The organism is Paraburkholderia tropica, from assembly GCF_014171495.1.
Taxonomy (GTDB): Bacteria; Pseudomonadota; Gammaproteobacteria; order Burkholderiales; family Burkholderiaceae; genus Paraburkholderia; species Paraburkholderia tropica.
In genome coordinates this window covers 1,318,330-1,337,718 of the sequence record NZ_CP049136.1, presented here as the reverse complement: position 1 = coordinate 1,337,718, position 19,389 = coordinate 1,318,330, and the positions used below count along the sequence as shown (strand labels likewise).

The following is a 19,389-nucleotide window of genomic DNA, read 5'->3' as shown; positions in this document are numbered from 1 at the left end:
TCGCCGCCTGACCACTACCAGGCGGTCGCGCCGCCGTCGACGGGAAATTCCGCGCCGGTCACCCAGGCGGATTCGTCCGACGCGAGGAACAACGCGCACCATGCGATGTCCTCGGGCTGCCCCACGCGGCGGGCCATCAGCTTGCCGAGCACGCGCGCCATCAGTTCGGGCTGTGCCTGCATGTGACGGCGCGTGGCCTCGGTTTCGACGAGCGCGGGTGAAACCGTATTGGCGCGGATGCCATGCGGCGCGCCTTCCATCGCGAGCTGCCGCGTCATGGCCAGCACGCCGCCCTTGCCCGCGCAGTGCGCGAGCGCGGGCGACCCTTCGAGCGCATGCGAAGCGTTCGCCGAAGCGAAGTTAATGACCGATCCGCCACCGCGCGCGATCAGCGCGGGCCACGCGGCCTGGCACAGCAGAAACACGATATCGAGTTCGCCCGTGAGCGTCTTGCGCCACTGCGTTTCGTAGTCCATTTCGCCGATCCACGCGAACGCGCCGAACGCCGCCGCATTGACGAGCACATCGACGCCGCCATGACGCTCGACGGCGAACTCCACGAGCCGCCCCGCCTCGCGCGGCGCGGTCAGATCGCAGGGATGCAGGCTGTCGATCGTCCAGCCGTGTTCGCGCGCTTCGTTCACGGTGCATTGCGCGGCGTCGGCGTCGATATCGCAGCCCACCACGCGCGCGCCTTGCGCCGCGAACAGCATCGCGCAACCCTTGCCGATGCCGTTGCCGATCCCCGTCACCAGCGCGGTCTTGCCACGCAGGCGCTCGCCGCGCTGAATCGGCAGCGCCGGTTTGAAAGCGGTAGTCATGCGCGTCTCCGGATCGCTCAACCGAGCTTCAGACGACGCACGCGCAGCAGCGAGCCGCCCACGCACACCGCAGCGAGCACGAACAGCGCGAGCCCCCACGACTGCACGACGGCGAAGCGCGAACCCGAGTGCATGACCATCGCCATCACGACGATCGGGCTGCAAAAATAGCCGATGAACTGCGCCGCCGTGAACGCGCCGGTCCCGAAGCCGCGCCGCGAGAACGGCAGCGAGCGCAGACCCCAGCTCACCAGCGCGGGCAGCACGATGCCGCAACCCACGCCGTTGATCGCGCCGCCCAGCGTGAGCACGGTTTGGTCGTGCGCCGTGCCCATGCAGACGAAGCCGAGCCCGCAGACGATCGTGCCGAGCACGAACTGCTGCAGCACCGAAAAACGACTCGCGATAAACCAGCCGAAGCCGAGCGTGCCCGCGATGATGCCAACGCTGTTCATCGCATACGCAAAACCGATGGCGCCCGTCGAATGCACGCCGAGTTGCACGAGCATGAACGACAGATGCACCGGCACGACCATGAACACCATGCCCACGCCAAAGGCCGCGAGACAGATCAGCGCGAGCAGCCACGGACGGAACGTGGTCTCGTCGGCGGCATGCGCGTGGGCTTCGCGCAGATCGCGGCCGCCCTGCGTGTCCCAGATAAAAATCTGCACGAGCGGCGCGAGCAGCAACGGCAGTGCGTACGCGACGAACGGCGCACGCCAGCCATACGCGCCCAGCACGCCGCCCATCAGATTGAAGACGAACGCCGAAGTCGAGGCCACCGTGACCTGCAACGCCGCGTAGCGGTCGCGCTTCGCGCCCGTAAAATAGTCGCCGATAAACGACGTGCTCACGGTCATCGCCGCCGCTTCGGCCAGGCCGACCAGCGCGCGGCTCGCGAGAATCGCCTGGATCGAGTCGAGATACAGCGGCGCGGTGCCCGCGATCGCGTAGAGCACCAGCGCGCCGACCAGCACGCGCTTGCGGCCGATCTTGTCGCTGACCGCGCCGATCACCATCGCCAGCGCGCCGAGCACGAACATCGGCATGGTCACCACCACCGGCACCAGCGTTTCGATGCCGGGCACGTTGGCGAAATGCTGCTGCATCGCGGGCAGCACGGGGCCAATCACGGTCGGCGCAAGCGTGCCGCAAATCACCGTGCTCAGCAGAATCAGCGCATGAAGGAAGTGGGCTTCGCGGCGCACCGGCGCGCCGTCGCGGCCTGGAGTTTGCACATGCATGGGGTCGTCTCCGTTTCTCTTTGAATAGAGTCCGCGATGTCGAGCCGTGCGCGCATGGCGCGTCCGGCAGAACCGCGAACTTCCTGTTTGTGTGAGACGAATGATTCCGGCCGCGACGTTACGACACAATCAGATTGCGTCGACAAGACCATTTGATGCCGTCGAATCGACGCGTACCGGCTTCAGCCGCGTTGCAGCAGCGCCGCGCCCGGCGCGTCCGCACTCGCCTGCGCCTGTTCCTGCAACACGCGGCGCATCCACGCGTGCGCGGGGTCGCCGTTGTTGATCGCGTGCCACTGCATGACTTCGACGAGACGCGGCAGCTCCATCGGCAAGGGCAGCACGCGTAAGGGAAGGAAATGCGCGTAGATTTTCGCGAGCCGCGTATGCACGGTCGCGATGCGCGTGGTGCCGATCACGAGTTGCGGCAGCGTGTTGAAGTTTGTGGTCGTCACTTCGATCGTGCGCGAGATGCCGCGATTGGCCATCACGAAGCCTTCGAAACTCGCGCTGCGGCTGTCGCCGAAGGTGGCGGCCACGTGCCCCAATTCCGCGTATTGCTGCGGCGTGAGCGTCTCGCCCACGAGCGGATTGCCTTCCCACACCACGCAGCTGAACGTCTCTTCGAACAGCGCCTGGGACGGATGATCGGGATTGACCGACACGCTCGGATAAATCACGAAATCCACCTCGCCGCGATCGAGGCGCTCGGGCACGTCGTCGGCCATGTTGGCGATGTGCAGCGTAATGCCGGGCGCTTCGCGTTGCAGACGCTGCACCACGTCGATCAACAAGACCGTGGTGAGATAGTCCGACGCGCGAATCACGAAGTTGCGCCGCGCCTGCGCCGGATCGAATTCGAGCCGCGCCACCACCGTCGATTGCACGGTCAGCAGAATCTCGCGCACCGGTTGCGCAAGACTGCGCCCCAGCGGCGTGAGTTCCATGCGCCGCCCCACCTGCATCAGCAGCGGATCGTTGAAATACTCGCGCAAGCGGCCCAGCGCGCTGCTCGTTGCCGACGCGCCAATGTGCAGCCGCTCGCTCGCGCGCGTGACGCTGCGCGTGTCGAGCAGCGCATCGAGCGCGACCAGCAGATTCATGTCGAAGTGACCCAGTCTCATGGGGCGTGACTATCCCGCGAGCATCCGATCCCATCAATGCGTGTTTCCACTAGGAATTGATGGTTTCGACAATTGAATCCCTCTACAGTACGGCTATACAAACGATTCGCCGTGCCGCCCCGAGCGGCCGGCAACAAGCCGGAGACAACCCGCATGCAGACCGCGCCGTGCACGCAGCAGCCGCTGCTTTCCTCGTTGCGACCCCATCATTTCGGCATCAGCGTGCCCGATCTCGACGCCGCCGTCGCCTGGTACGGCCGCATGCTCGGCTTCACGCTCGAACAGCAGCTTTACATCGACAAGATTCCCGCGCGTATCGCTTTCGTGCGCCGCGAGCAATACCGCATCGAGATCTTCGAAGTGCCGGGCGCCGCGCCCCTGCCCGACGATCGCCGCGTGCCCAATCTCGATCTGCGCACGCACGGCAACAAGCACATGTGTTTCGAAGTACCCGACGTGCCGGGCGCGGTGGCCGCGTTGCGCGAAGCGGGCGCGGATATCGCGTTCGAACTGAACGTCGACGGCAATCCCACGGCCTTTATTCGCGACGCGGGCGGCAATCTGATCGAGTTGCTCGAACCGTTCGCCCCGATCGCCATCAATCGTAACGCGTGCTGAACGCTGAATTTGCATGCGCGCCGGCGTTCACGCTGCGGGCCGGATCGCGCTGCCTTACCCAATCTTGCTGACACGTTGACGTATTCACGCACCCATGACGACATCGACTAATCCGCTGCACGGCTGGCAAGTCAACCGCGACGAGATTCGCCAGGTTGGCCGCGATCTGCTGCGCCCCGAATGCATCCTCGCCGAACCCGACGGCACGCTCTGGACCGCCGACGCGCGCGGCGGCGTCATGCGCATCGCGCCCGACGGCACGCAAACACTGATCGCGCAGCACAGCACGCAGAACACCGCGCCCGCGTCCGGCGACGCCCAGCAACTCGTGATGGGCGGCACGCTGCCCAACGGTCTCGCGTTCGACGCCGAAGGCCATATCGTGATCGCCAACTTCGGCACCGACGCCATCGAACTGATGACGCGCGACGGCGCTTCGCGCACGCTCTACGACCGCCTCGACGGCGCGCCGCTCGGCAAGACCAATTTCGTGCTAACCGACTCGCGCGGCCGTATCTGGTTCACGGTGACCACGCGCCAGGTGCCGTGGACGCGCTCGATCAACGAGAAGACCGCCGACGGTTACGTAGGCCTGATCGACGAACACGGCATCCGCATCGTCGCGGACGGCTTCGTGGGCACCAACGAGATCCGGCTCGACGCCGACGAGGCATGGCTCTACGTGGTCGAAACCAACGCGCGCCGCATTTCGCGTCTGCGCGTGCAGGACGACGGCTCGCTCACCGATCGCGAGATCTACGGGCCGCCCGATCTCGGCGGCTTTCCCGACGGCTTCGCGTTCGACGCGCACGGCAATCTCTGGATCACGCTGATCCTCAACGAGAAGCTCATTGCGCTCACGCCCGAAGGCGAAGTGCTCACGCTGCTCGACGACGGCAATCCCGAGGCTTTCGCGCGCTACGAAACGCACTATCGCGACGGCACGACCACGCCCGAGCTGATGGGCGCGTGCCGCGGCACGCTCGCGCCGATGATGGCGAGCCTCACGTTCGGCGGCCCCGATCTGCGCACGGTGTATCTCGGCAGCCTCGGCGGCACGACGCTGGCGAGCTTCCGCTCGCCGGTGCCGGGTTTGCCGCTCGCGCACTGGAACCGTTCGGCGACGAACGCTACGCACGAAACGCACGACACACACGACAAGCACGCAACGTCATGACGAAGTTCACCACCCTTAACGGCGAGCGCCCCGTCGCGCTCGTCACCGGCGCGACGGGCGGCCTCGGCGAGCAGATCTGCCGCTCGCTCGCGCTCGCCGGTTGCGCCGTCGTCGCCGGTTATCGCAGTTCGGCCGACGCGGCGCATGCGCTCGTCGCGCAACTCGACGGCGAAGGCCATAGCGCCCTCGCCGCGCCCGTGACCGACACCGCCGCGCTCAAGCGCCTCGCCGACGACGTGGCCACGCGCTACAACCGCTGCGACGTGCTCGTGAATTGCGCGGGCACCACGCGCTTCGTCGCGCACGACGACCTCGACGGCATGCCCGACGCGCTCATCGACGACGTGCTCGCCACCAACGTGCGCGGCCCGTTCGCGATGGTGCGCGCGCTGCGTCCGCTGCTCGACCGCAGCACGCTCGCGGGCGGCGCGGTCGTCGTCAATATTTCGTCGATCGCCGCGCAGACCGCGATGGGCAGCAACGTGATCTATTGCGCCTCGAAGGCCGCGCTCGACAATCTCACGAAGTCGCTGGCGCGTGCGCTCGCGCCGCGCATCCGCGTGGTGTCGGTGTCGCCGGGACTCGTCGACACCGAATTCGTGAAGTCGATGGACACCGCGTGGCGCGACGAGCAGGCCGCGCGCACGCCGCTCGGCCGCCTCGCCGACCCGCAGGAAATCGCGCAGGCGGTGCTAGTCGCCGCGCGCGATCTGCGCTTCACCACCGGCTGCGTGCTGCCCGTCGACGGCGGCCGCCCGCTGCGCTGATCGCATCAACCGACAAGACATCGAAGGAGACAGACACCATGAAACTCGCGTCGCTCAACAACGGTCATCCCGATGGGGCGCTGATCGTCGTCTCGCGCGATCTGCGCCGCGCGGTTCGCGCCGACGCCATCGCGCCGACACTGCGCGCCGCTCTCGACGACTGGGCGCACACGCAAGCCGCATTGCAGGCGCTTTACGACGCGCTCAACGCCGGCCGCGCGGCGAACGCGTTCGACTTCGACGCGCAGGCGTGCAGCGCGCCGCTGCCGCGCACGCATCACTTCATCGACGCCTCCGCGTTCCTCAATCACGGCCGCATCATGACGCAGGCCTACCATCCGGAGAAGAAGTCGGACCCGTCGATTCCCGTGCTGATCCAGCGTCAGGCCGACGATTTCGTGGGCCCGCACGGCGACTACGCGTTCCCCGACGAAGCCGATCAATGCGACTTCGAAGGCGAAGTGGGCGTGATTCTCGGCGACGTGCCGATGGGCACGCGCGCCGCCGACGCACTCTCCCACGTACGCCTCGTCGTGCTCTTCAACGACGTGAGCATGCGCAAGCATCTGTTTCGCGAGCTGGGCATGGGCTTCGGCTTCATTCTCGCCAAGCCCGCCACGGCGTTCGCGCCGGTTGCCGTCACGCCCGACGAACTCGGCGACGCCTGGCAGGACGGCCGCGTGCAGCTCGACATGGAAGTCGCGCGCAACGGCGAGCGCTTCGGCGCGCCGAATGGCCGCGAAATGAGCTTCGGCTTTCACGAATTGATCGCGTATATCGCGTACAACCGCAATCTGCGCGCGGGCATGCTGCTCGGTTCGGGCACCTTCTCGAACGTCGATTATCACGCGACGGGTTCCGCCTGCCTCGCGGAGCAACGCGCGATCGAAATGCTCGAACACGGCGAATCGCGCACGCCGTGGATGCGTTTCGGCGAACGTCTGCGTTTCGACATGAAGGGCCACGACGGTCAATCGATCTTCGGCGCCATCGATCATCGCTACATTCAGGCGGACTACGTTCAGCAGTCCGCCCACCACGCCATTGCAGGAGCAGGCGCATGACCACGCAATACGACATCGTCGCGATGGGCGCGGGCCACAATGGCCTCGTCGCCGCCGCGTATCTCGCGAAAGCCGGCAAGAAAGTCCTCGTGCTCGAACGCAAGGCGTGGCCGGGCGGCGGCGTGAGCACGCGCGAGCTGAACACGCCGGGCTACTGGCACGACGAGCACTCGAGCGTGCACATCATGATTCAGGGCAATCCGATGCTGCGCCAGGACGAACTCGGCCTGCTCTCGGAACATGGCCTGAAATACCACTATTCGCCGGTGCCGCACGCCACGATCTTTCCCGATCAATCGGTGCTGTTCACGTACAAGGATCTCGACAAGACCTGCGAATGCTTCGCGAAGGTCTCGCAGAAAGACGCCGACACGTACCGCGAATTCGTGAAGATGAGCCAGCAGGTCCTGCAGATGTTCATGCCCGGCCTCTACTCGCCGCCGCCGCCGCTCGGCGAACTCGTCGCCATGCTCGACCGCAGCGACGAAGGCCGCCTCATGCTCGACTACATGAACCGCGACTGCCTCGATCTCGTCAATCAACTCTACGAGAGCGACAAGATCAAGATTCATCTGCTGCGTCTCGTGAGCGAAAACCTGCAGGCGCCCAACGAACTCGGCACCGGCATGGGCGTGCTGCTGATGCCCGGCATCATCCATACGTACGGCGTTTCGCAGCCGATCGGCGGCAGCGGCAAGCTCACCGAATCGCTGGTGCGCTGCATCGAATCGTATGGCGGCGAAGTGCGCTGCAACGCCGAAGTCGCGAAGATTCTCACGAGCGCGGGTCGCGCCAGCGGCGTGCAGCTCGCGAGTGGCGAGACCATCGTGGCGAAGGACGCCGTGATCGGCGCGCTTCATCCGCATGTGATCCGCCGCTTCGTGGAAGGCGTGCCCGAGCCCGTGTTGAAGCGCGCGGAACGCGCCACGCTCGCGCCGTTCTCGATCATGGTGAGCCACTACGATCTCAAGGAAAACGCGCGCTATTACGCGGGCGAAGAAGTGGGCTACGCGACCATGCTCGAATTCATGGCCACGGACAAGCTCGACGAGATGCTCGCCGATTTCGACGACCTCAAGCGCGGTCTCATCACCGAGCGCCGTCTGTGCGCGGGCGGCGACGAAAGCATCGGCGACAAGACGCGCGTGCCCGCGGGCAAGGGCATGTTCCATGGCATCACGTTCGCGCCGTACAACGTGAAGGACACGCGCTGGTCCGAGCGTCACTGGGACGAGTTCAAGGAAGAGATCGGCGATCTCTCGCTCGCGCATTACCGCCGGTTCGTTTCGAACCTGACGAGCGATAACATCGTCGCGCGCAGCATCGTCAGTCCTGTCGATCTCGAACGCTCGAGCCCGAACAGCATGATGCGCGGCGATCTGCACGGCGTGGCGCCCTACTTCTATCAAAGCGCGGGGCATCGCCCCACGCCGGACCTCGGCCAGTTCACCGTGCCGGGCGTCGAGCGCCTCTATCTCGCGGGACCGTTCCAGCATCCGGGCGGCGGCGTGTACGGCGCGGGCCGCGCCACCGCCATCAAGATGTTCGAGCAGCTCGGCATGGACTTCGGCAGCGTCGCGAAGGGCGCGCGCCAGGACAGCGGCGTGCCCGCGACGGCGAACGGCCACGCGCCGAAGAAAGCCGGCATGGTGCTGCGCGGTCCCGCCGACGAGGAACTGATGCACGTGGAGTCGCTGGAACGCGTCGGCAACGAACTCGTCATCAAGGGCAAGAGCTTCGGCACCATGCCGATGGAAGCGCGCCTCGACGCGTCTTCCGCGCGCGCGGGCCTCAAGATGCTCGGCGCCACGCGCCTGGCGTTCCTCGCCACGCTGCCGTTCCGCAAGGGAGACGCGCAATGAGCCATGTCGTCGTTACCGGTGCACAGGGGTTCGTCGGGCGCGCGCTCGTCAAACGTCTGCTCGCCGACGGCCTCGGCGCACGCGCGGTGTCGACACTCACGCTGCTCGATATCGCATTCGATGCGCCGCACGCCGATGCACGCGTGACGCAACTCGCGGGCAGCATCGCCGACGCGAGCGTGCGCGCGCAAGCCTACGCAGCGCCCGTCGATGCCGTGTTCCATCTCGCGAGCATTCCCGGCGGCGCGGCGGAACGCGACTACGCGCTCGGCCGCACGATCAATCTCGACGCCACGCTCGGCCTGCTCGAAGATCTGCGCGGTCAGGCCCGGCCGCCGCGCTTCGTCTTCGCGAGCACGGTGGCCGTCTACGGCGAGCAACTGCCCGAGGTCGTCGACGAACGCACGCTGCCCGCGCCCGCATTGAGCTACGGCGCGCACAAGCTGACGGGCGAAGCGCTGGTCGCCGACGCCACGCGCCTCGGCTGGGTGCAGGGCTGCTCGCTGCGCCTGCCCGGCGTGGTGGCGCGACCGGGCGACGGCGCGGGCATGATGTCGGCGTTCATGAGCCAGCTGTTCTGGAAACTCGCCGCCAACGAGGCGATCACGGTGCCGGTCTCGCCCGAAGGCGTGGCGTGGTGGATCTCGGTGGGCGCGTGCGTCGACAATCTGCTGCATGCGGCGACCGTCGACGCGGAACGCTTCAACGCGCGGCGCAGCTATCAGATGCCGGTGCTGCGCCTCACCATCGCCGAAGTGGTCGACGCGCTCGCCGCGCGCTTCGGCGAGTCACGCAAGGCGCTCGTGACCTACGCGCCCGACCCGTTCATCGAGCGGCTGTTCGCCGCCTATCCGCCGCTGCTGACGCCCGAAGCCGAACAACTCGGCCTGCGCCACGACGGCACGGTCGAACAACTGATCGCCCGCGCCATCGCCCATTGAATACCCGGCATCGCTGCGCCACTGAATCGCTGCGATACCAATGAAAAGGATTCCTGATTATGCAGATCGTTGGACTCGAATATCTCGTCTTCGGCATCGACGACATGGCGGGAGCCCGCCAGTACCTGCACGACTATGGTCTCGACGAAGTCGAATACGATCCCGCGCACGGCGGCGTCTTCACCGCACTCGACGGCACGGGCCTCGTCATGCGCCCCGCCGACGACCCGCGCCTGCCGCCGCTGCCGCCGAAAGCCGCCACGCCTTGTTTGCGCGAAACGGTCTACGGCGTCGACAACGCGGACACGCTCGCCACGATCCGCGCGCATCTCGAAGCGGAGCGCGACGTGCGCATGGACGCCGACGGCACCGTGCATTGCATGGACGATGCGGGCTTCGGCGTCGCCTTCATGGTCACGCAACGCCGCGCCTATGACGCGCGCTATCTGGGCTTCAACGTGCCGGGGCAACCCGCCGGTCGCGCGCCCAACGACTGCGCTGCGAATCCCGATGAAGTCATCAAGCCGCGCACGCTCTCGCACGTCGTGTATTTCGTGGACGACGTGCAGAAGGCGGAAGCGTTCTATGCGCGCCTTGGTTTCGTCGTGACCGACCGCTTCAATCATCTCGGCCCGTTCATGCGGCCGGCGGGCACGAACGATCATCACACGCTCTTCATGATCGAAAGCCAGAACGATCACATGATCGGCTGCAATCACTTCACGTTCCATCTGGGCTCGCCCGCCGAAGTGCTGCAGCACGGCTGGAACTTCGTGAAGAAGGGCTACAAGAGCTTCTGGGGGCCGGGCCGCCATATTCTGGGCAGCAACTTCTTCTGGTATTTCAACAGCCCGTTCGGCGCGACGATCGAGTTCGACGCGGACATGGACCTGCACGACGCGAGCTGGACGCCGCGCGCCGTCGATCCGGGTTCCGACAACTCGCAGATCTTCCTGTTCGACGCCCGCAACAAGTGGGCGCCCGGCGAATGACCACGCACGCCGGAGAGCGCCTGCTCTGCACGCTCGACGCGCTGCCCGACGGCGGCGCGCGCGGCATGCTGCGCGAAGGCTTCGACGATCGTCTGTGCGTCGTGCGTCAGGGCGACGAAGTATTCGTCTGGCTCAACGACTGCCCGCACGAACATCGGCCGATGGAATATCGCCAGGACCGCTTTCTGTCCGGCGACGGACAGCACATCGTCTGCTACGCGCACTCCGCGCATTTCGACATCCGCACGGGCCTGTGTTTCGCCGGGCCGTGCACCGGCAAGTCGCTCATCAAGGTACCCGCGCGCGTTGTCGACGGCGAAGTATGGATCGCCGCCGACCTGCCCTCGGTCTTCGACATTTAAACGGACTATCACCATGTTCCAGTACTTTCCGACCAATTACGTGTGGAGCCTTTCGACGATGATCGCGCTCACGCACGGCGGCAATATCGGCGAAGTCGACGCCATGTGCGCGCCGCTGCGCGACGCGGCGCTCGCGGGCGACGATCCCGGCACGGTGGCTTTCTATGAAGCGTGGAAGGCCGGCGCCGATCAGCTCAGCGCCCTCGCCGACGACGATCTCGCGCGCGGCCACACGCTGTCCGCCGGCGAAAAATACGCGCGTGCGGGCCTGTATTACGGCATCGCCGAACGCATGCAGGCACACGGTTTCGAAGCGCGCCTCGCGATCTATCAGCGTTCGCTCGAACAGTTCGAACGCGGCCGCACGCTCGGCCGCGAGAATTGCGTGCGCGTCGACATCCCGTATGGCGACACGCATCTTGCCGCGCTCTACGTGCGCGCCGAAGGGCTGCAAGCGGGCCAGCGCGCGCCGATCGTCGTCGTCATGAACGGACTCGATTCGACCAAGGAGATGCTGCAAAAGAGCGTGATGGGCACGATGTTCGCGCGACGCGGCCTCTCCGCGCTGTTCGTCGATCAGCCGGGCACGGGCGAAGCGCTGCGTTTGCAAGAACTGCCTGCCGTGCACAACACGGAGGTCTGGGCCGCGCCGATCGTCGATTGGCTCGAAGCGCACGAGGAAGTGGACCCGCAGCGCATTGGCGCACTCGGTGTGTCGCTGGGCGGCTATTACTGTCCGCGCGCGGTCGCGTTCGAGCCGCGCTTCGCGTGCGGCGCGGTCTGGGGCGCCAATCACGACTGGCGCGCCGTGCAGCACGCACGTCTGAAACGCGAAGGCGAAAATCCCGTGCCGCATTACTGGAAGCACGTGCAATGGGTGTTCGGCGCGAAGGATCAGGATGACTTTTTCGCCAAGGCCGAATTCATGCATCTGAACGGCGTGCTCGATCGCATTCGCGTGCCGTTTCTGGTGACGCACGGCGAAAACGATCGCCAGATTCCGCTCAAATATGCGCACGAAACCTTCGATCAGTTGATCAACAGCCCGAAGAAGGATCTCTTCGTTTTCACCGCGCGCGAAGGCGGCGTCGAACACAGCTCGCTCGACAATCCGCTCAACGCCGGCAACCGCATCGCGGACTGGCTCGCGGAACAACTGGGCGGCACGCTCGCCTGAGGCGCGCGTTCTTCGTCGCTCCATTCAGACCTATCCAGTCATTACGCAACGATAAAACACAGAGAGACACCATGGCACTCGTCAACAAGGTCTTGATCGTGGGAGGCGGCATCGGCGGCATGTGCGCGGCGATCATGCTGCGCCGCCAGGACATCGAGGTCGATCTCGTCGAACTCAATCCGCAGTGGGCGCCCGACGGCGCGGGCATCACCATCAGCGGACCGACGCTGCGGGCGCTGCGCGAAGTCGGCGTGGTCGCCGACGTGCTGCGCGTGGGCGGTTCGTGGCGCGCCGTCGATATCTGCGACGCAAGCGGTCAGCTCACGGCCACCGTGCCGATCGCCTCGGCGCACGGCGCGGACGATCTGCCGGGCGCGGCCGGCATCATGCGCAGTGCGCTCGCCGCGATCCTCGCGGACGCCACGCAGCGCGCGGGCGCGAACGTGCGCCTCGGCGTGAGTTTCGAAACGCTCGCGCAGGATGAAGAAGGCGTCGACGTCGTCTTCACGGACGGCACGCGCGCGCGTTACGACCTCGTGATTGGCGCGGACGGCGTCAATTCCGCGGTGCGCCGCCACGTCAAGCCCGATTTCGCGGGGCCGCGCTTCACGGGCCAGGGATCGTGGCGCGCGGTGGTGCCGCGCGAACGCGAGAACTCGACGATCTACATGGGCAAGACCACCAAGGCGGGCATGAATCCGATCAGCGCGACGCAGTGCTATCTGTTCGTGCTCGACAAACGCGAAGGCATGGATTTCCTCGCGCCGGACAAGTGGCCGCAACTGCTCGCCGATCTGCTCGAAGAATTCGACGGCCCGCTCGCGAGGCTGCGCGAAGGGCTGCTCGACGGCACGCTCGACGATCACCGCGTTTTGTATCGTCCGCTCGCGGGGCATATGATCGAGGGACCGTGGCATCGCGGCCGCGTGGTGCTGCTCGGCGACGCCGTGCACGCGACCACGCCGCATCTCGCCTCGGGCGCGGGCATCGCCGTGGAAGGCGCGCTCGTGCTCGCCGACGAACTGCGCCGGCGCCATTCGCTCGAAGGCGCGCTGCTCGCCTACGCGGGCCGCCATTACGACCGCGCGCGGCTCGTTGTGTCGGCGTCGGGGCGGCTGGGCGAGATCGAGCGCGAAGGCGGCTCGCGCGACGAGCACACGCGCATCATGGTCGCGGCGCAGCAGGCGTTGCGCGATCCGTTGTGAATCACGTCATCTGCCCGCTTGAAACCAAGGAATTCACCATGAGCGATTTTTCACCCGAAAACGGCCGCGTGGCGGTCGTCACGGGCGCCGCCGGCGGCCTCGGCGAAGCCTTCGCGTGGCGCCTCGCCGCCAGCGGCCACACACTCGTACTGACCGATCGCGCGCCGTGCGATGCGCTGGCCGCGCGCATCGACGCCGCCGGTGGCCGCGCCATCGCGCTCGCCTGTGACCTGAGCGAACCCGACGACATCGCCCGCTTCGCCGCCGAAGTGATCGAGCGCACCGGCAAGGTCGACGTGCTCGTCAACAACGCGGCCTTCATGCCGATGGCGCCGCTCGCCACCATCACCGCCTCGCTGTGGCGGCAGATCATGACCGTCAACGTCGACGCGCCCTTCCTGCTCGCCCAGGCCTTTTCGGCCGGGATGGTCGAGCGCGGCTGGGGCCGCATTGTCAATCTCGCGTCGAGCACCGTGTGGGGACCGCCGCCCGGCATGAGCGCCTACGCGAGCAGCAAGATGGCGGTGATCGGCCTCACGCGCGCGCTCGCGTCCGAACTCGGCGCGCACGGCGTGACCGCGAACGCCATTTCGCCGGGCTTGACGCGTCATCCCGGCAGCGCGGCGAATCTGCCCGCCGAAGCCTTCGAAGCGGTGCGGGCGCGACAGTTCATTCCGCGCACCGAGGAACCCGACGACCTGACCGGCGCACTGGCCTTTCTCGTTTCCGACGACGCGCGCTTCGTCACCGGCCAGGTGCTGAACGTGGATGGCGGCGGCTTCGGCTTCTGAGGGCGACGGCGCAAAAAACGGCATGCGCGATGCGCGTCGATACGCGGCGCGCGTCGCAATCGGCGCGGTAACCGCTAGAATTGCGGTTTTAGTCCGGAAACTGCCCCATGTCCTTCGCCACGCTAGGCCTGATCGATCCCTTGCAGCGCACTCTGCGGGATCTCAATTACCAGACGCCCACGCCGGTGCAGGTCAAGGCGATTCCCGCCGTGCTCAGCGGCAAGGACGTCGTGGCCGCCGCGCAGACCGGCACCGGCAAGACGGCCGGTTTCGCGCTGCCGCTGCTGCAACGGCTGGTGCAGAACGGCCCGGCGGTGTCGAGCAATCGCGCGCGCGTGCTGGTGCTCGTGCCGACGCGCGAACTCGCCGAGCAGCTGGTGCAGGGCTTTATCGAATACGGCAAAGGCCTCGACCTGCGATTCCTCGCCGCTTACGGCGGCGTGAGCATCAATCCGCAGATGATGAAGCTGCGCAAAGGCGTGGACGTGCTCGTCGCCACGCCTGGCCGTCTGCTGGATCTTCATCGTCAGAACGCCGTGCAGTTCGATCAGGTGCAGACGCTCGTGCTCGATGAAGCCGATCGCATGCTCGACCTTGGCTTTGCGCGCGAACTGAACGCGGTCTTCGAAGCGGTGCCCGCGAGACGCCAGACGCTGCTGTTCTCCGCGACCTTCAGCGAGGAAGTCCGCACCATGGCGGCGGGCATTCTGCGCAATCCGGTCGATATCAGCGTCAGCCCGCCCAATGCGACGGCCAGCAAGATCAAGCAATGGGTCGTGACGGTCGACAAGCGCAACAAGCCCGAACTCTTCATGCACCTCGTGGCGCGCAACAAGTGGCAGAACGCGCTGGTGTTCGTCAAGACGCGCAACGGTGTCGATTACCTCGCGACCTTGCTGGAAAAAGCCGGCTATTCGGTCGATACGATTCACGGCGACAAACCGCAACCGGCGCGTCTGCGCGCGCTGGAGCGCTTCAAGGCGCGTGAAGTGCAGATGCTGGTGGCCACCGATGTGGCCGCGCGCGGACTCGATATCGACGATCTGCCGCTGGTGATCAACGTCGATCTGCCGATCGTCGCGCAAGACTATGTGCACCGTATTGGCCGGACCGGCCGCGCGGGCGCCAGCGGCGTGGCGGTGTCGCTCGTGTGCGCCGATGAAGCGCCGCAACTGGCCGCGATCGAAGCGCTGATTAGACAAACGCTGCGTCGCGAAGAGGAACCGGGCTTCCTCGCCGATCATCGCGTGCCGGAAACCAGCGCGAGCGGGGAAATCCTCAAGAAACCGAAAAAACCGAAGAAAGCCAAGGTGCCGCAGGTGGTCGCCGGGGTTCTGCCGGGCAAACAGGCGCAGCCGGGCGACGGTCCGGGCCCGGGCTGGGTGAATCCGTTCAGCACGCAGAAACCGCGCGCCAAGCCTGCTGCCAAGAAGTCTGCGGCGGGTTCGGGTGGGGCGCGTAAGCCTGTGGGGAAAACCGGCGGTAAGCCTTCGGGGAAACCTGCCGGTGGGCGTGGGAAGCGCTGATTCCAGCGCAGATCGATGGATCGGCGTATCGTGCGGCTGAGTTAAAGGCGGTTCGTGCCGCCGTCGCTCTCCCGTTGAAATTCGTCTCGCGTGATGGCGTAGCGGCTGTACGGCACGCCGTCGTCGATGCCATCGCCGCGATGCGTCATCCGCAACTTCGACGCGACATGGATCGACGCGCGATTCTCCGGATGAATGTCCGCGACGATCTCCGGCAGCGCGAGCGTGCGAAGCGCGTGAATGAGGACGGGACGTGCGGCCTCCGTCGCATATCCCTGCCCCCACGCCGCCCGGTTTAAACGCCAGCCGATTTCAAACTCGGGGCCGACGGCATCGTACGGGATGAGCAAGACCCAGCCGAGAAAGCGCTCGGGATCGCGCTTCGCGAAAATCGACCAGTAACCCAGTCCCTCGCCGAAACGCGCTTCAATGCGCGAGTGAAGAAAGCGCTTGTGCGCCTGAAGATCGCTCCACGGGCCAACGACGAATCGAACGACTTCGGGATCGCGATCCATCGCGAGGCACGCGTCGAAGTCCTGTAGCGTACGCGGCCGGAGTGTCAGACGGTCGGTGTGAAATGTGGGAAGCGGCATGGCATCGGCGATTGGCTTTAAGCAATGGGCGACTCGGTGAGGTGGTTTAGTGAGCTCGCTTCCTGCTAATTGGTCAGCCGCCGGACACTGCCACCACGCAACGTTCATCCTTGTGGTGCGTCGAGCGGCCTGCCGAAACGGTCGTAGCGCGGGAAAAAATAATGTGCAGGATTCAACGAGTAAGCGACGCGCTCCGCTTTGCCCATGATTTCCTCGCGCGGGAAGAAACCGAAGTATCGGGAATCGGCGCTGTAGTCCCGGTTGTCACCTAGCATCAGATATTTTCCGGGTGGCACGACAAGCGGCCCAAATGAATCGCGAGGACTCGGTGCATCCGGTGACAGACGGATAGTGTGCGCAGCCCCGCTGATCACTTCCGTGTAGTACTCGCCGCGCGACGTCGCATCATTCGCGTGCTCATCGAGCTGAATCTCCCGGTAGCTCACGCGCGAACCGTTGATAAAGAGGACGTTATCGCGCATGGCAACGGTGTCGCCCGGCAGTCCAATGACGCGCTTGACCAGCAATTCGTGCGCTGCCGCCGACTGGATCGTGACGATATCGCCTCGCTGGGGATTATGAAGGCGCACAAGACTCAAATGCGTCAGCGGAAAGCGAATGTCGTACGCCATCTTGTCCACGAGAATTCGATCTCCCACTTGAATCGTCGGGAGCATCGAGCCGCTGGGCACCACATTCCAATCCGCAATGGCACTCCGGAAAACCGTCATCAGCAGCAGAAACGCAACGAAGCCTTTATGTTCTTTCCAAACTTTTCCGATCAGACGCATGGACTTTCGCCTCCATAAGACAGCTCAACACAACAGGACATGAAGCCGCAAACCGACACCGCATTCACTCACCCAGCAGATCGCGATAGCTCGCATACGCGCCGAGCAAGATCAACACAGCCAGCACCGGCGTAACGACCACGCCGCTCAACGTCATCGGCATCGCCGACACCGCGAACGCATAAGCCCCCATCACCGCCGCGTAAATCAACGCGACCGGCCAGTTGCGCGCAACGGCGCGCGCACTCGTCATCATCGCGTCGAGCGGCGTGCGGTTGCGCAGCACGATCAACGCGGGCGCGAACCAGAACGACGCGAACGCAACCCCATAGAACGGCAGCGCAGCCAGCCAGGCCCACGCGCGCAGCCCATGCATGTGCGCCAGCATGGTTGCCGCGAAATAACCGGCGCTCGCCATCGCCGCAGCCGCCACGCCGACAGCAAGCAAGGCATCGCGATGCTCATCGACCGCGCCCCACGTCTCGCCGAACGTCCAGGGACGCGCGTGATCGGCACGCTCCTGCATCAGCACGAACATGGCCATCGCCAGCGGCGCGACGAGCGGCGCCAGCACGCTCAGACGCGGCGCGAGTTCGAACAGCGTGACAAGATCGGCGCAAGCAAGCAGCGCGAAAAGCCACGCCACGGGCCGCAGACGCGCGACCGCAAAACCTTGAGCAAGCCAGGCAAAACAACGCGCGGCCTGCACGCGACGAATGCGATGGTGATCGGCGCGCGCAACCGGCGCGGTGCTGGAGAGAAAGTGCAGATTCATGACGATGTCCTGTTCGAAGAAAAAGACTGCGTTGTCGATGTTCACTGCGCTCGCGTGCGTCAGGCCGCGCCGTGTTCGAGACGTTCGGCGATGCGCTCGGCGTGACGCCGCACATAGCGCACGAGGCCGCGCCAGGTGAAGCGCGTGAGCCACACGCAGAGCCACAAACCGAGCGCGCCGCCCGCCAGCATCGCGACGCCGTAAAGCAGCGCGCCGATGCTCGATCCATGCGGACCGACGATGAGCACGTGATCGTCGCCGCTATCGATGGCGACGTGATTCTTGTCGATCACCACCGAGTCGCCTTCGCTGTGCACCGCGAGTCGCGGGCCGTCCTTGCCGCCCTCGACAAACGACACGTGCTCGCCGTCGCTCTTGACTTCCCACGCCATATCGCCCGCGCTGCCGCCCATTCGCGCGGCCGAGAGCGTGTCGCCGCTTCCGGTGCCGATGTCGAGCGCGACGACGTTGGCACGCGGAATCGTCCACACGTCGCCCTTCACGTCGAACCCGGCCGTCGCGCCGCCCGTCGACGTGACGTGCAGTTTGCCGTTTTCGTTGCGCAATTCGACGTTGCCCGATGTGGTCACGATCGACATGTGCGTACCGGGCTGCGGTTGCAGCACGAAGCGATCGCCGTCGACGCGAAAGTCCGGCACGTTGACGCGCTTGAGCATCGCGGCGTCGCCATCCGCCCGACGCTGCGATTCGGCGCCATCGTCCGCGCTCTCGCTGCTGTCCTGGCTGCTGCCCTGAAAGCTGAAAGGAATGCGGTCCGTCGACGGCCAGCCGAACGCGTGATGACTGCTGAGCAGCACCACGGTCGCGAGCCCGGTGACGAGCATCGTCGCCGAGAGCACGTAGCCGCACGTGAGCAGCGTCAGGTAGAAAATGAACGGCACGAGCAGAAACAGTTGCACGAGTCCGAGGCCCGCGATCGACACGATCACGCGCAGCAGATTGCCGAACGAGCGGCGCGTTTCCCACTGCCGGAAGCTCGCCTGCGCACGCAGTTCGCGCGCCAGTTTCACGGGATCGCCGAGCGCCGCAATCACGTCGGCTTCGCTGCGTCCGGCCGCGAGTGCGTCACCGATGTACTCGCGATAGTCGGCGACGATGTCGTCGACGACATGCTTCGGCAAACTTCGCAGTTCATGCCGCAACTGCTGGATGAATGCGTCCTGCGTCATTGCTTGCCCCCTGTTTTGAGAGGCGCGCCCGGCAACCCGAGCACACCGTTGACTTCATCGACGAAACTGCGCCATTCCTCTTCCATGCTCGCGAGGCTGCTGCGCCCCGCCGCCGTCAGCGAGTAATACTTGCGCGGCGGTCCGGAACTCGACTCGACGAAATACGTGGACACCCAGGCTTCCGCCTGCAGGCGGCGCATCAGCGGATAGATCGTGCCTTCGCTGATTTCCATGGTTTCCGATAGCGTCGAGACGAGTTCGTAGGCGTAGCTGTCGCCGCGCGCCAGCACGGCCAGCACGCACATGTCGAGCGTTCCCTTCTTGAGCTGGGTCTTCATTCAAATCCGTCTTCGATAGTGTGCATCA

20 protein-coding genes are annotated in these 19,389 nt (G+C 65.7%); 12 read left to right on the top strand and 8 right to left on the bottom strand.

Annotated elements, in window-relative coordinates; genetic code table 11:
* Positions 1 to 14 precede the first annotated feature (14 nt).
* The 3 genes from G5S35_RS29520 to G5S35_RS29510 all read right to left on the bottom strand — a co-directional run bounded on the left by G5S35_RS29520 (position 15) and on the right by G5S35_RS29510 (position 3,192).
* Positions 15 to 821: an SDR family NAD(P)-dependent oxidoreductase gene (locus G5S35_RS29520; protein WP_183039658.1), complete on the bottom strand. Its 807-nt coding sequence runs from the start codon at positions 819 to 821 to the stop codon at positions 15 to 17.
* Positions 822 to 838: 17 nt separating this feature from the next.
* Positions 839 to 2,068, bottom strand: a complete 1,230-nt coding sequence (locus G5S35_RS29515; protein WP_074983447.1) for an MFS transporter — start codon at positions 2,066 to 2,068, stop codon at positions 839 to 841.
* A gap of 182 nt (positions 2,069 to 2,250) precedes the next feature.
* Positions 2,251 to 3,192 carry a LysR family transcriptional regulator gene (locus G5S35_RS29510; protein WP_074983445.1) on the bottom strand — a complete coding sequence of 314 codons (942 nt, stop codon included), beginning with the start codon at positions 3,190 to 3,192 and terminating at the stop codon, positions 2,251 to 2,253.
* A gap of 153 nt (positions 3,193 to 3,345) precedes the next feature.
* Here G5S35_RS29510 and G5S35_RS29505 point away from each other — a divergent pair, with 153 nt between their 5' ends.
* From G5S35_RS29505 to G5S35_RS29450, 12 genes are all read left to right on the top strand, one after another.
* The gene (locus G5S35_RS29505; protein ID WP_183039657.1) at positions 3,346 to 3,810 is read left to right on the top strand and encodes a VOC family protein; all 465 of its coding nucleotides are present in this window, start codon (positions 3,346 to 3,348) and stop codon (positions 3,808 to 3,810) included.
* Positions 3,811 to 3,904: 94 nt separating this feature from the next.
* Positions 3,905 to 4,987, top strand: a complete 1,083-nt coding sequence (locus G5S35_RS29500) for an SMP-30/gluconolactonase/LRE family protein (protein ID WP_065061574.1) — start codon at positions 3,905 to 3,907, stop codon at positions 4,985 to 4,987.
* Positions 4,984 to 5,754, top strand: coding sequence for an SDR family NAD(P)-dependent oxidoreductase (locus G5S35_RS29495; protein WP_183039656.1), 771 nt, complete (start codon positions 4,984 to 4,986; stop codon positions 5,752 to 5,754). Before G5S35_RS29500 ends, G5S35_RS29495 begins: the two co-directional genes overlap by 4 nt.
* A 38-nt stretch (positions 5,755 to 5,792) precedes the next feature.
* On the top strand, positions 5,793 to 6,818 hold the full coding sequence (locus G5S35_RS29490) for a fumarylacetoacetate hydrolase family protein (protein ID WP_183039655.1): 1,026 nt from the start codon (positions 5,793 to 5,795) through the stop codon (positions 6,816 to 6,818).
* Positions 6,815 to 8,680, top strand: a complete 1,866-nt coding sequence (locus G5S35_RS29485; protein ID WP_176079960.1) for a phytoene desaturase family protein — start codon at positions 6,815 to 6,817, stop codon at positions 8,678 to 8,680. Before G5S35_RS29490 ends, G5S35_RS29485 begins: the two co-directional genes overlap by 4 nt.
* The gene (locus G5S35_RS29480) at positions 8,677 to 9,621 is read left to right on the top strand and encodes an NAD-dependent epimerase/dehydratase family protein (protein WP_110327490.1); all 945 of its coding nucleotides are present in this window, start codon (positions 8,677 to 8,679) and stop codon (positions 9,619 to 9,621) included. Before G5S35_RS29485 ends, G5S35_RS29480 begins: the two co-directional genes overlap by 4 nt.
* A 59-nt stretch (positions 9,622 to 9,680) precedes the next feature.
* Positions 9,681 to 10,613, top strand: coding sequence for a VOC family protein (locus G5S35_RS29475; protein WP_065061579.1), 933 nt, complete (start codon positions 9,681 to 9,683; stop codon positions 10,611 to 10,613).
* Positions 10,610 to 10,975, top strand: coding sequence for a Rieske (2Fe-2S) protein (locus G5S35_RS29470; protein WP_065061580.1), 366 nt, complete (start codon positions 10,610 to 10,612; stop codon positions 10,973 to 10,975). Before G5S35_RS29475 ends, G5S35_RS29470 begins: the two co-directional genes overlap by 4 nt.
* A 13-nt stretch (positions 10,976 to 10,988) precedes the next feature.
* A complete protein-coding gene (locus G5S35_RS29465; protein WP_183039654.1) occupies positions 10,989 to 12,152 on the top strand; it encodes an alpha/beta hydrolase family protein in 1,164 nt (387 codons plus the stop codon).
* A 71-nt stretch (positions 12,153 to 12,223) separates the two neighbouring features.
* Positions 12,224 to 13,357, top strand: a complete 1,134-nt coding sequence (locus G5S35_RS29460) for an FAD-dependent oxidoreductase (RefSeq protein WP_074983433.1) — start codon at positions 12,224 to 12,226, stop codon at positions 13,355 to 13,357.
* A 38-nt stretch (positions 13,358 to 13,395) separates the two neighbouring features.
* A complete protein-coding gene (locus G5S35_RS29455; protein ID WP_183039653.1) occupies positions 13,396 to 14,148 on the top strand; it encodes an SDR family NAD(P)-dependent oxidoreductase in 753 nt (250 codons plus the stop codon).
* A 107-nt stretch (positions 14,149 to 14,255) separates the two neighbouring features.
* Positions 14,256 to 15,674: a DEAD/DEAH box helicase gene (locus tag G5S35_RS29450; protein WP_183039652.1), complete on the top strand. Its 1,419-nt coding sequence runs from the start codon at positions 14,256 to 14,258 to the stop codon at positions 15,672 to 15,674.
* 41 nt (positions 15,675 to 15,715) lie between these two features.
* Here the strand turns inward: G5S35_RS29450 and G5S35_RS29445 are convergent, their stop codons facing one another.
* The 5 genes from G5S35_RS29445 to G5S35_RS29425 form a co-directional block, all read right to left on the bottom strand.
* Positions 15,716 to 16,189 (bottom strand): GNAT family N-acetyltransferase, encoded by a 474-nt coding sequence (locus G5S35_RS29445; RefSeq protein ID WP_420874539.1) that lies wholly within the window; start codon positions 16,187 to 16,189, stop codon positions 15,716 to 15,718.
* A gap of 182 nt (positions 16,190 to 16,371) precedes the next feature.
* Complete coding sequence (gene lepB / locus G5S35_RS29440; RefSeq protein WP_183039651.1) at positions 16,372 to 17,058, bottom strand: signal peptidase I; 687 nt, start codon at positions 17,056 to 17,058, stop codon at positions 16,372 to 16,374.
* A gap of 64 nt (positions 17,059 to 17,122) precedes the next feature.
* The gene (locus G5S35_RS29435; RefSeq protein ID WP_237181582.1) at positions 17,123 to 17,878 is read right to left on the bottom strand and encodes a hypothetical protein; all 756 of its coding nucleotides are present in this window, start codon (positions 17,876 to 17,878) and stop codon (positions 17,123 to 17,125) included.
* 14 nt (positions 17,879 to 17,892) lie between these two features.
* A complete protein-coding gene (locus G5S35_RS29430; RefSeq protein WP_183039650.1) occupies positions 17,893 to 19,023 on the bottom strand; it encodes a DUF1700 domain-containing protein in 1,131 nt (376 codons plus the stop codon).
* Positions 19,020 to 19,361, bottom strand: coding sequence for a PadR family transcriptional regulator (locus G5S35_RS29425; RefSeq protein ID WP_065061587.1), 342 nt, complete (start codon positions 19,359 to 19,361; stop codon positions 19,020 to 19,022). Before G5S35_RS29425 ends, G5S35_RS29430 begins: the two co-directional genes overlap by 4 nt.
* Positions 19,362 to 19,389: the final 28 nt, after the last annotated feature.

Excerpts from the sequence above, each read along its gene's own strand:
- G5S35_RS29520 (WP_183039658.1), bottom strand. The coding sequence starts at position 821 with ATGACTACCGCTTTCAAACCGGCGCTGCCGATTCAGCGCGGCGAGCGC.
- G5S35_RS29515 (WP_074983447.1), bottom strand. The coding sequence starts at position 2,068 with ATGCATGTGCAAACTCCAGGCCGCGACGGCGCGCCGGTGCGCCGCGAA.
- G5S35_RS29510 (WP_074983445.1), bottom strand. The coding sequence starts at position 3,192 with ATGAGACTGGGTCACTTCGACATGAATCTGCTGGTCGCGCTCGATGCG.
- G5S35_RS29505 (WP_183039657.1), top strand. The coding sequence starts at position 3,346 with ATGCAGACCGCGCCGTGCACGCAGCAGCCGCTGCTTTCCTCGTTGCGA.
- G5S35_RS29500 (WP_065061574.1), top strand. The coding sequence starts at position 3,905 with ATGACGACATCGACTAATCCGCTGCACGGCTGGCAAGTCAACCGCGAC.
- G5S35_RS29495 (WP_183039656.1), top strand. The coding sequence starts at position 4,984 with ATGACGAAGTTCACCACCCTTAACGGCGAGCGCCCCGTCGCGCTCGTC.
- G5S35_RS29490 (WP_183039655.1), top strand. The coding sequence starts at position 5,793 with ATGAAACTCGCGTCGCTCAACAACGGTCATCCCGATGGGGCGCTGATC.
- G5S35_RS29485 (WP_176079960.1), top strand. The coding sequence starts at position 6,815 with ATGACCACGCAATACGACATCGTCGCGATGGGCGCGGGCCACAATGGC.
- G5S35_RS29480 (WP_110327490.1), top strand. The coding sequence starts at position 8,677 with ATGAGCCATGTCGTCGTTACCGGTGCACAGGGGTTCGTCGGGCGCGCG.
- G5S35_RS29475 (WP_065061579.1), top strand. The coding sequence starts at position 9,681 with ATGCAGATCGTTGGACTCGAATATCTCGTCTTCGGCATCGACGACATG.
- G5S35_RS29470 (WP_065061580.1), top strand. The coding sequence starts at position 10,610 with ATGACCACGCACGCCGGAGAGCGCCTGCTCTGCACGCTCGACGCGCTG.
- G5S35_RS29465 (WP_183039654.1), top strand. The coding sequence starts at position 10,989 with ATGTTCCAGTACTTTCCGACCAATTACGTGTGGAGCCTTTCGACGATG.
- G5S35_RS29460 (WP_074983433.1), top strand. The coding sequence starts at position 12,224 with ATGGCACTCGTCAACAAGGTCTTGATCGTGGGAGGCGGCATCGGCGGC.
- G5S35_RS29455 (WP_183039653.1), top strand. The coding sequence starts at position 13,396 with ATGAGCGATTTTTCACCCGAAAACGGCCGCGTGGCGGTCGTCACGGGC.
- G5S35_RS29450 (WP_183039652.1), top strand. The coding sequence starts at position 14,256 with ATGTCCTTCGCCACGCTAGGCCTGATCGATCCCTTGCAGCGCACTCTG.
- G5S35_RS29445 (WP_420874539.1), bottom strand. The coding sequence starts at position 16,189 with ATGGATCGCGATCCCGAAGTCGTTCGATTCGTCGTTGGCCCGTGGAGC.
- lepB (WP_183039651.1), bottom strand. The coding sequence starts at position 17,058 with ATGCGTCTGATCGGAAAAGTTTGGAAAGAACATAAAGGCTTCGTTGCG.
- G5S35_RS29430 (WP_183039650.1), bottom strand. The coding sequence starts at position 19,023 with ATGACGCAGGACGCATTCATCCAGCAGTTGCGGCATGAACTGCGAAGT.
- G5S35_RS29425 (WP_065061587.1), bottom strand. The coding sequence starts at position 19,361 with ATGAAGACCCAGCTCAAGAAGGGAACGCTCGACATGTGCGTGCTGGCC.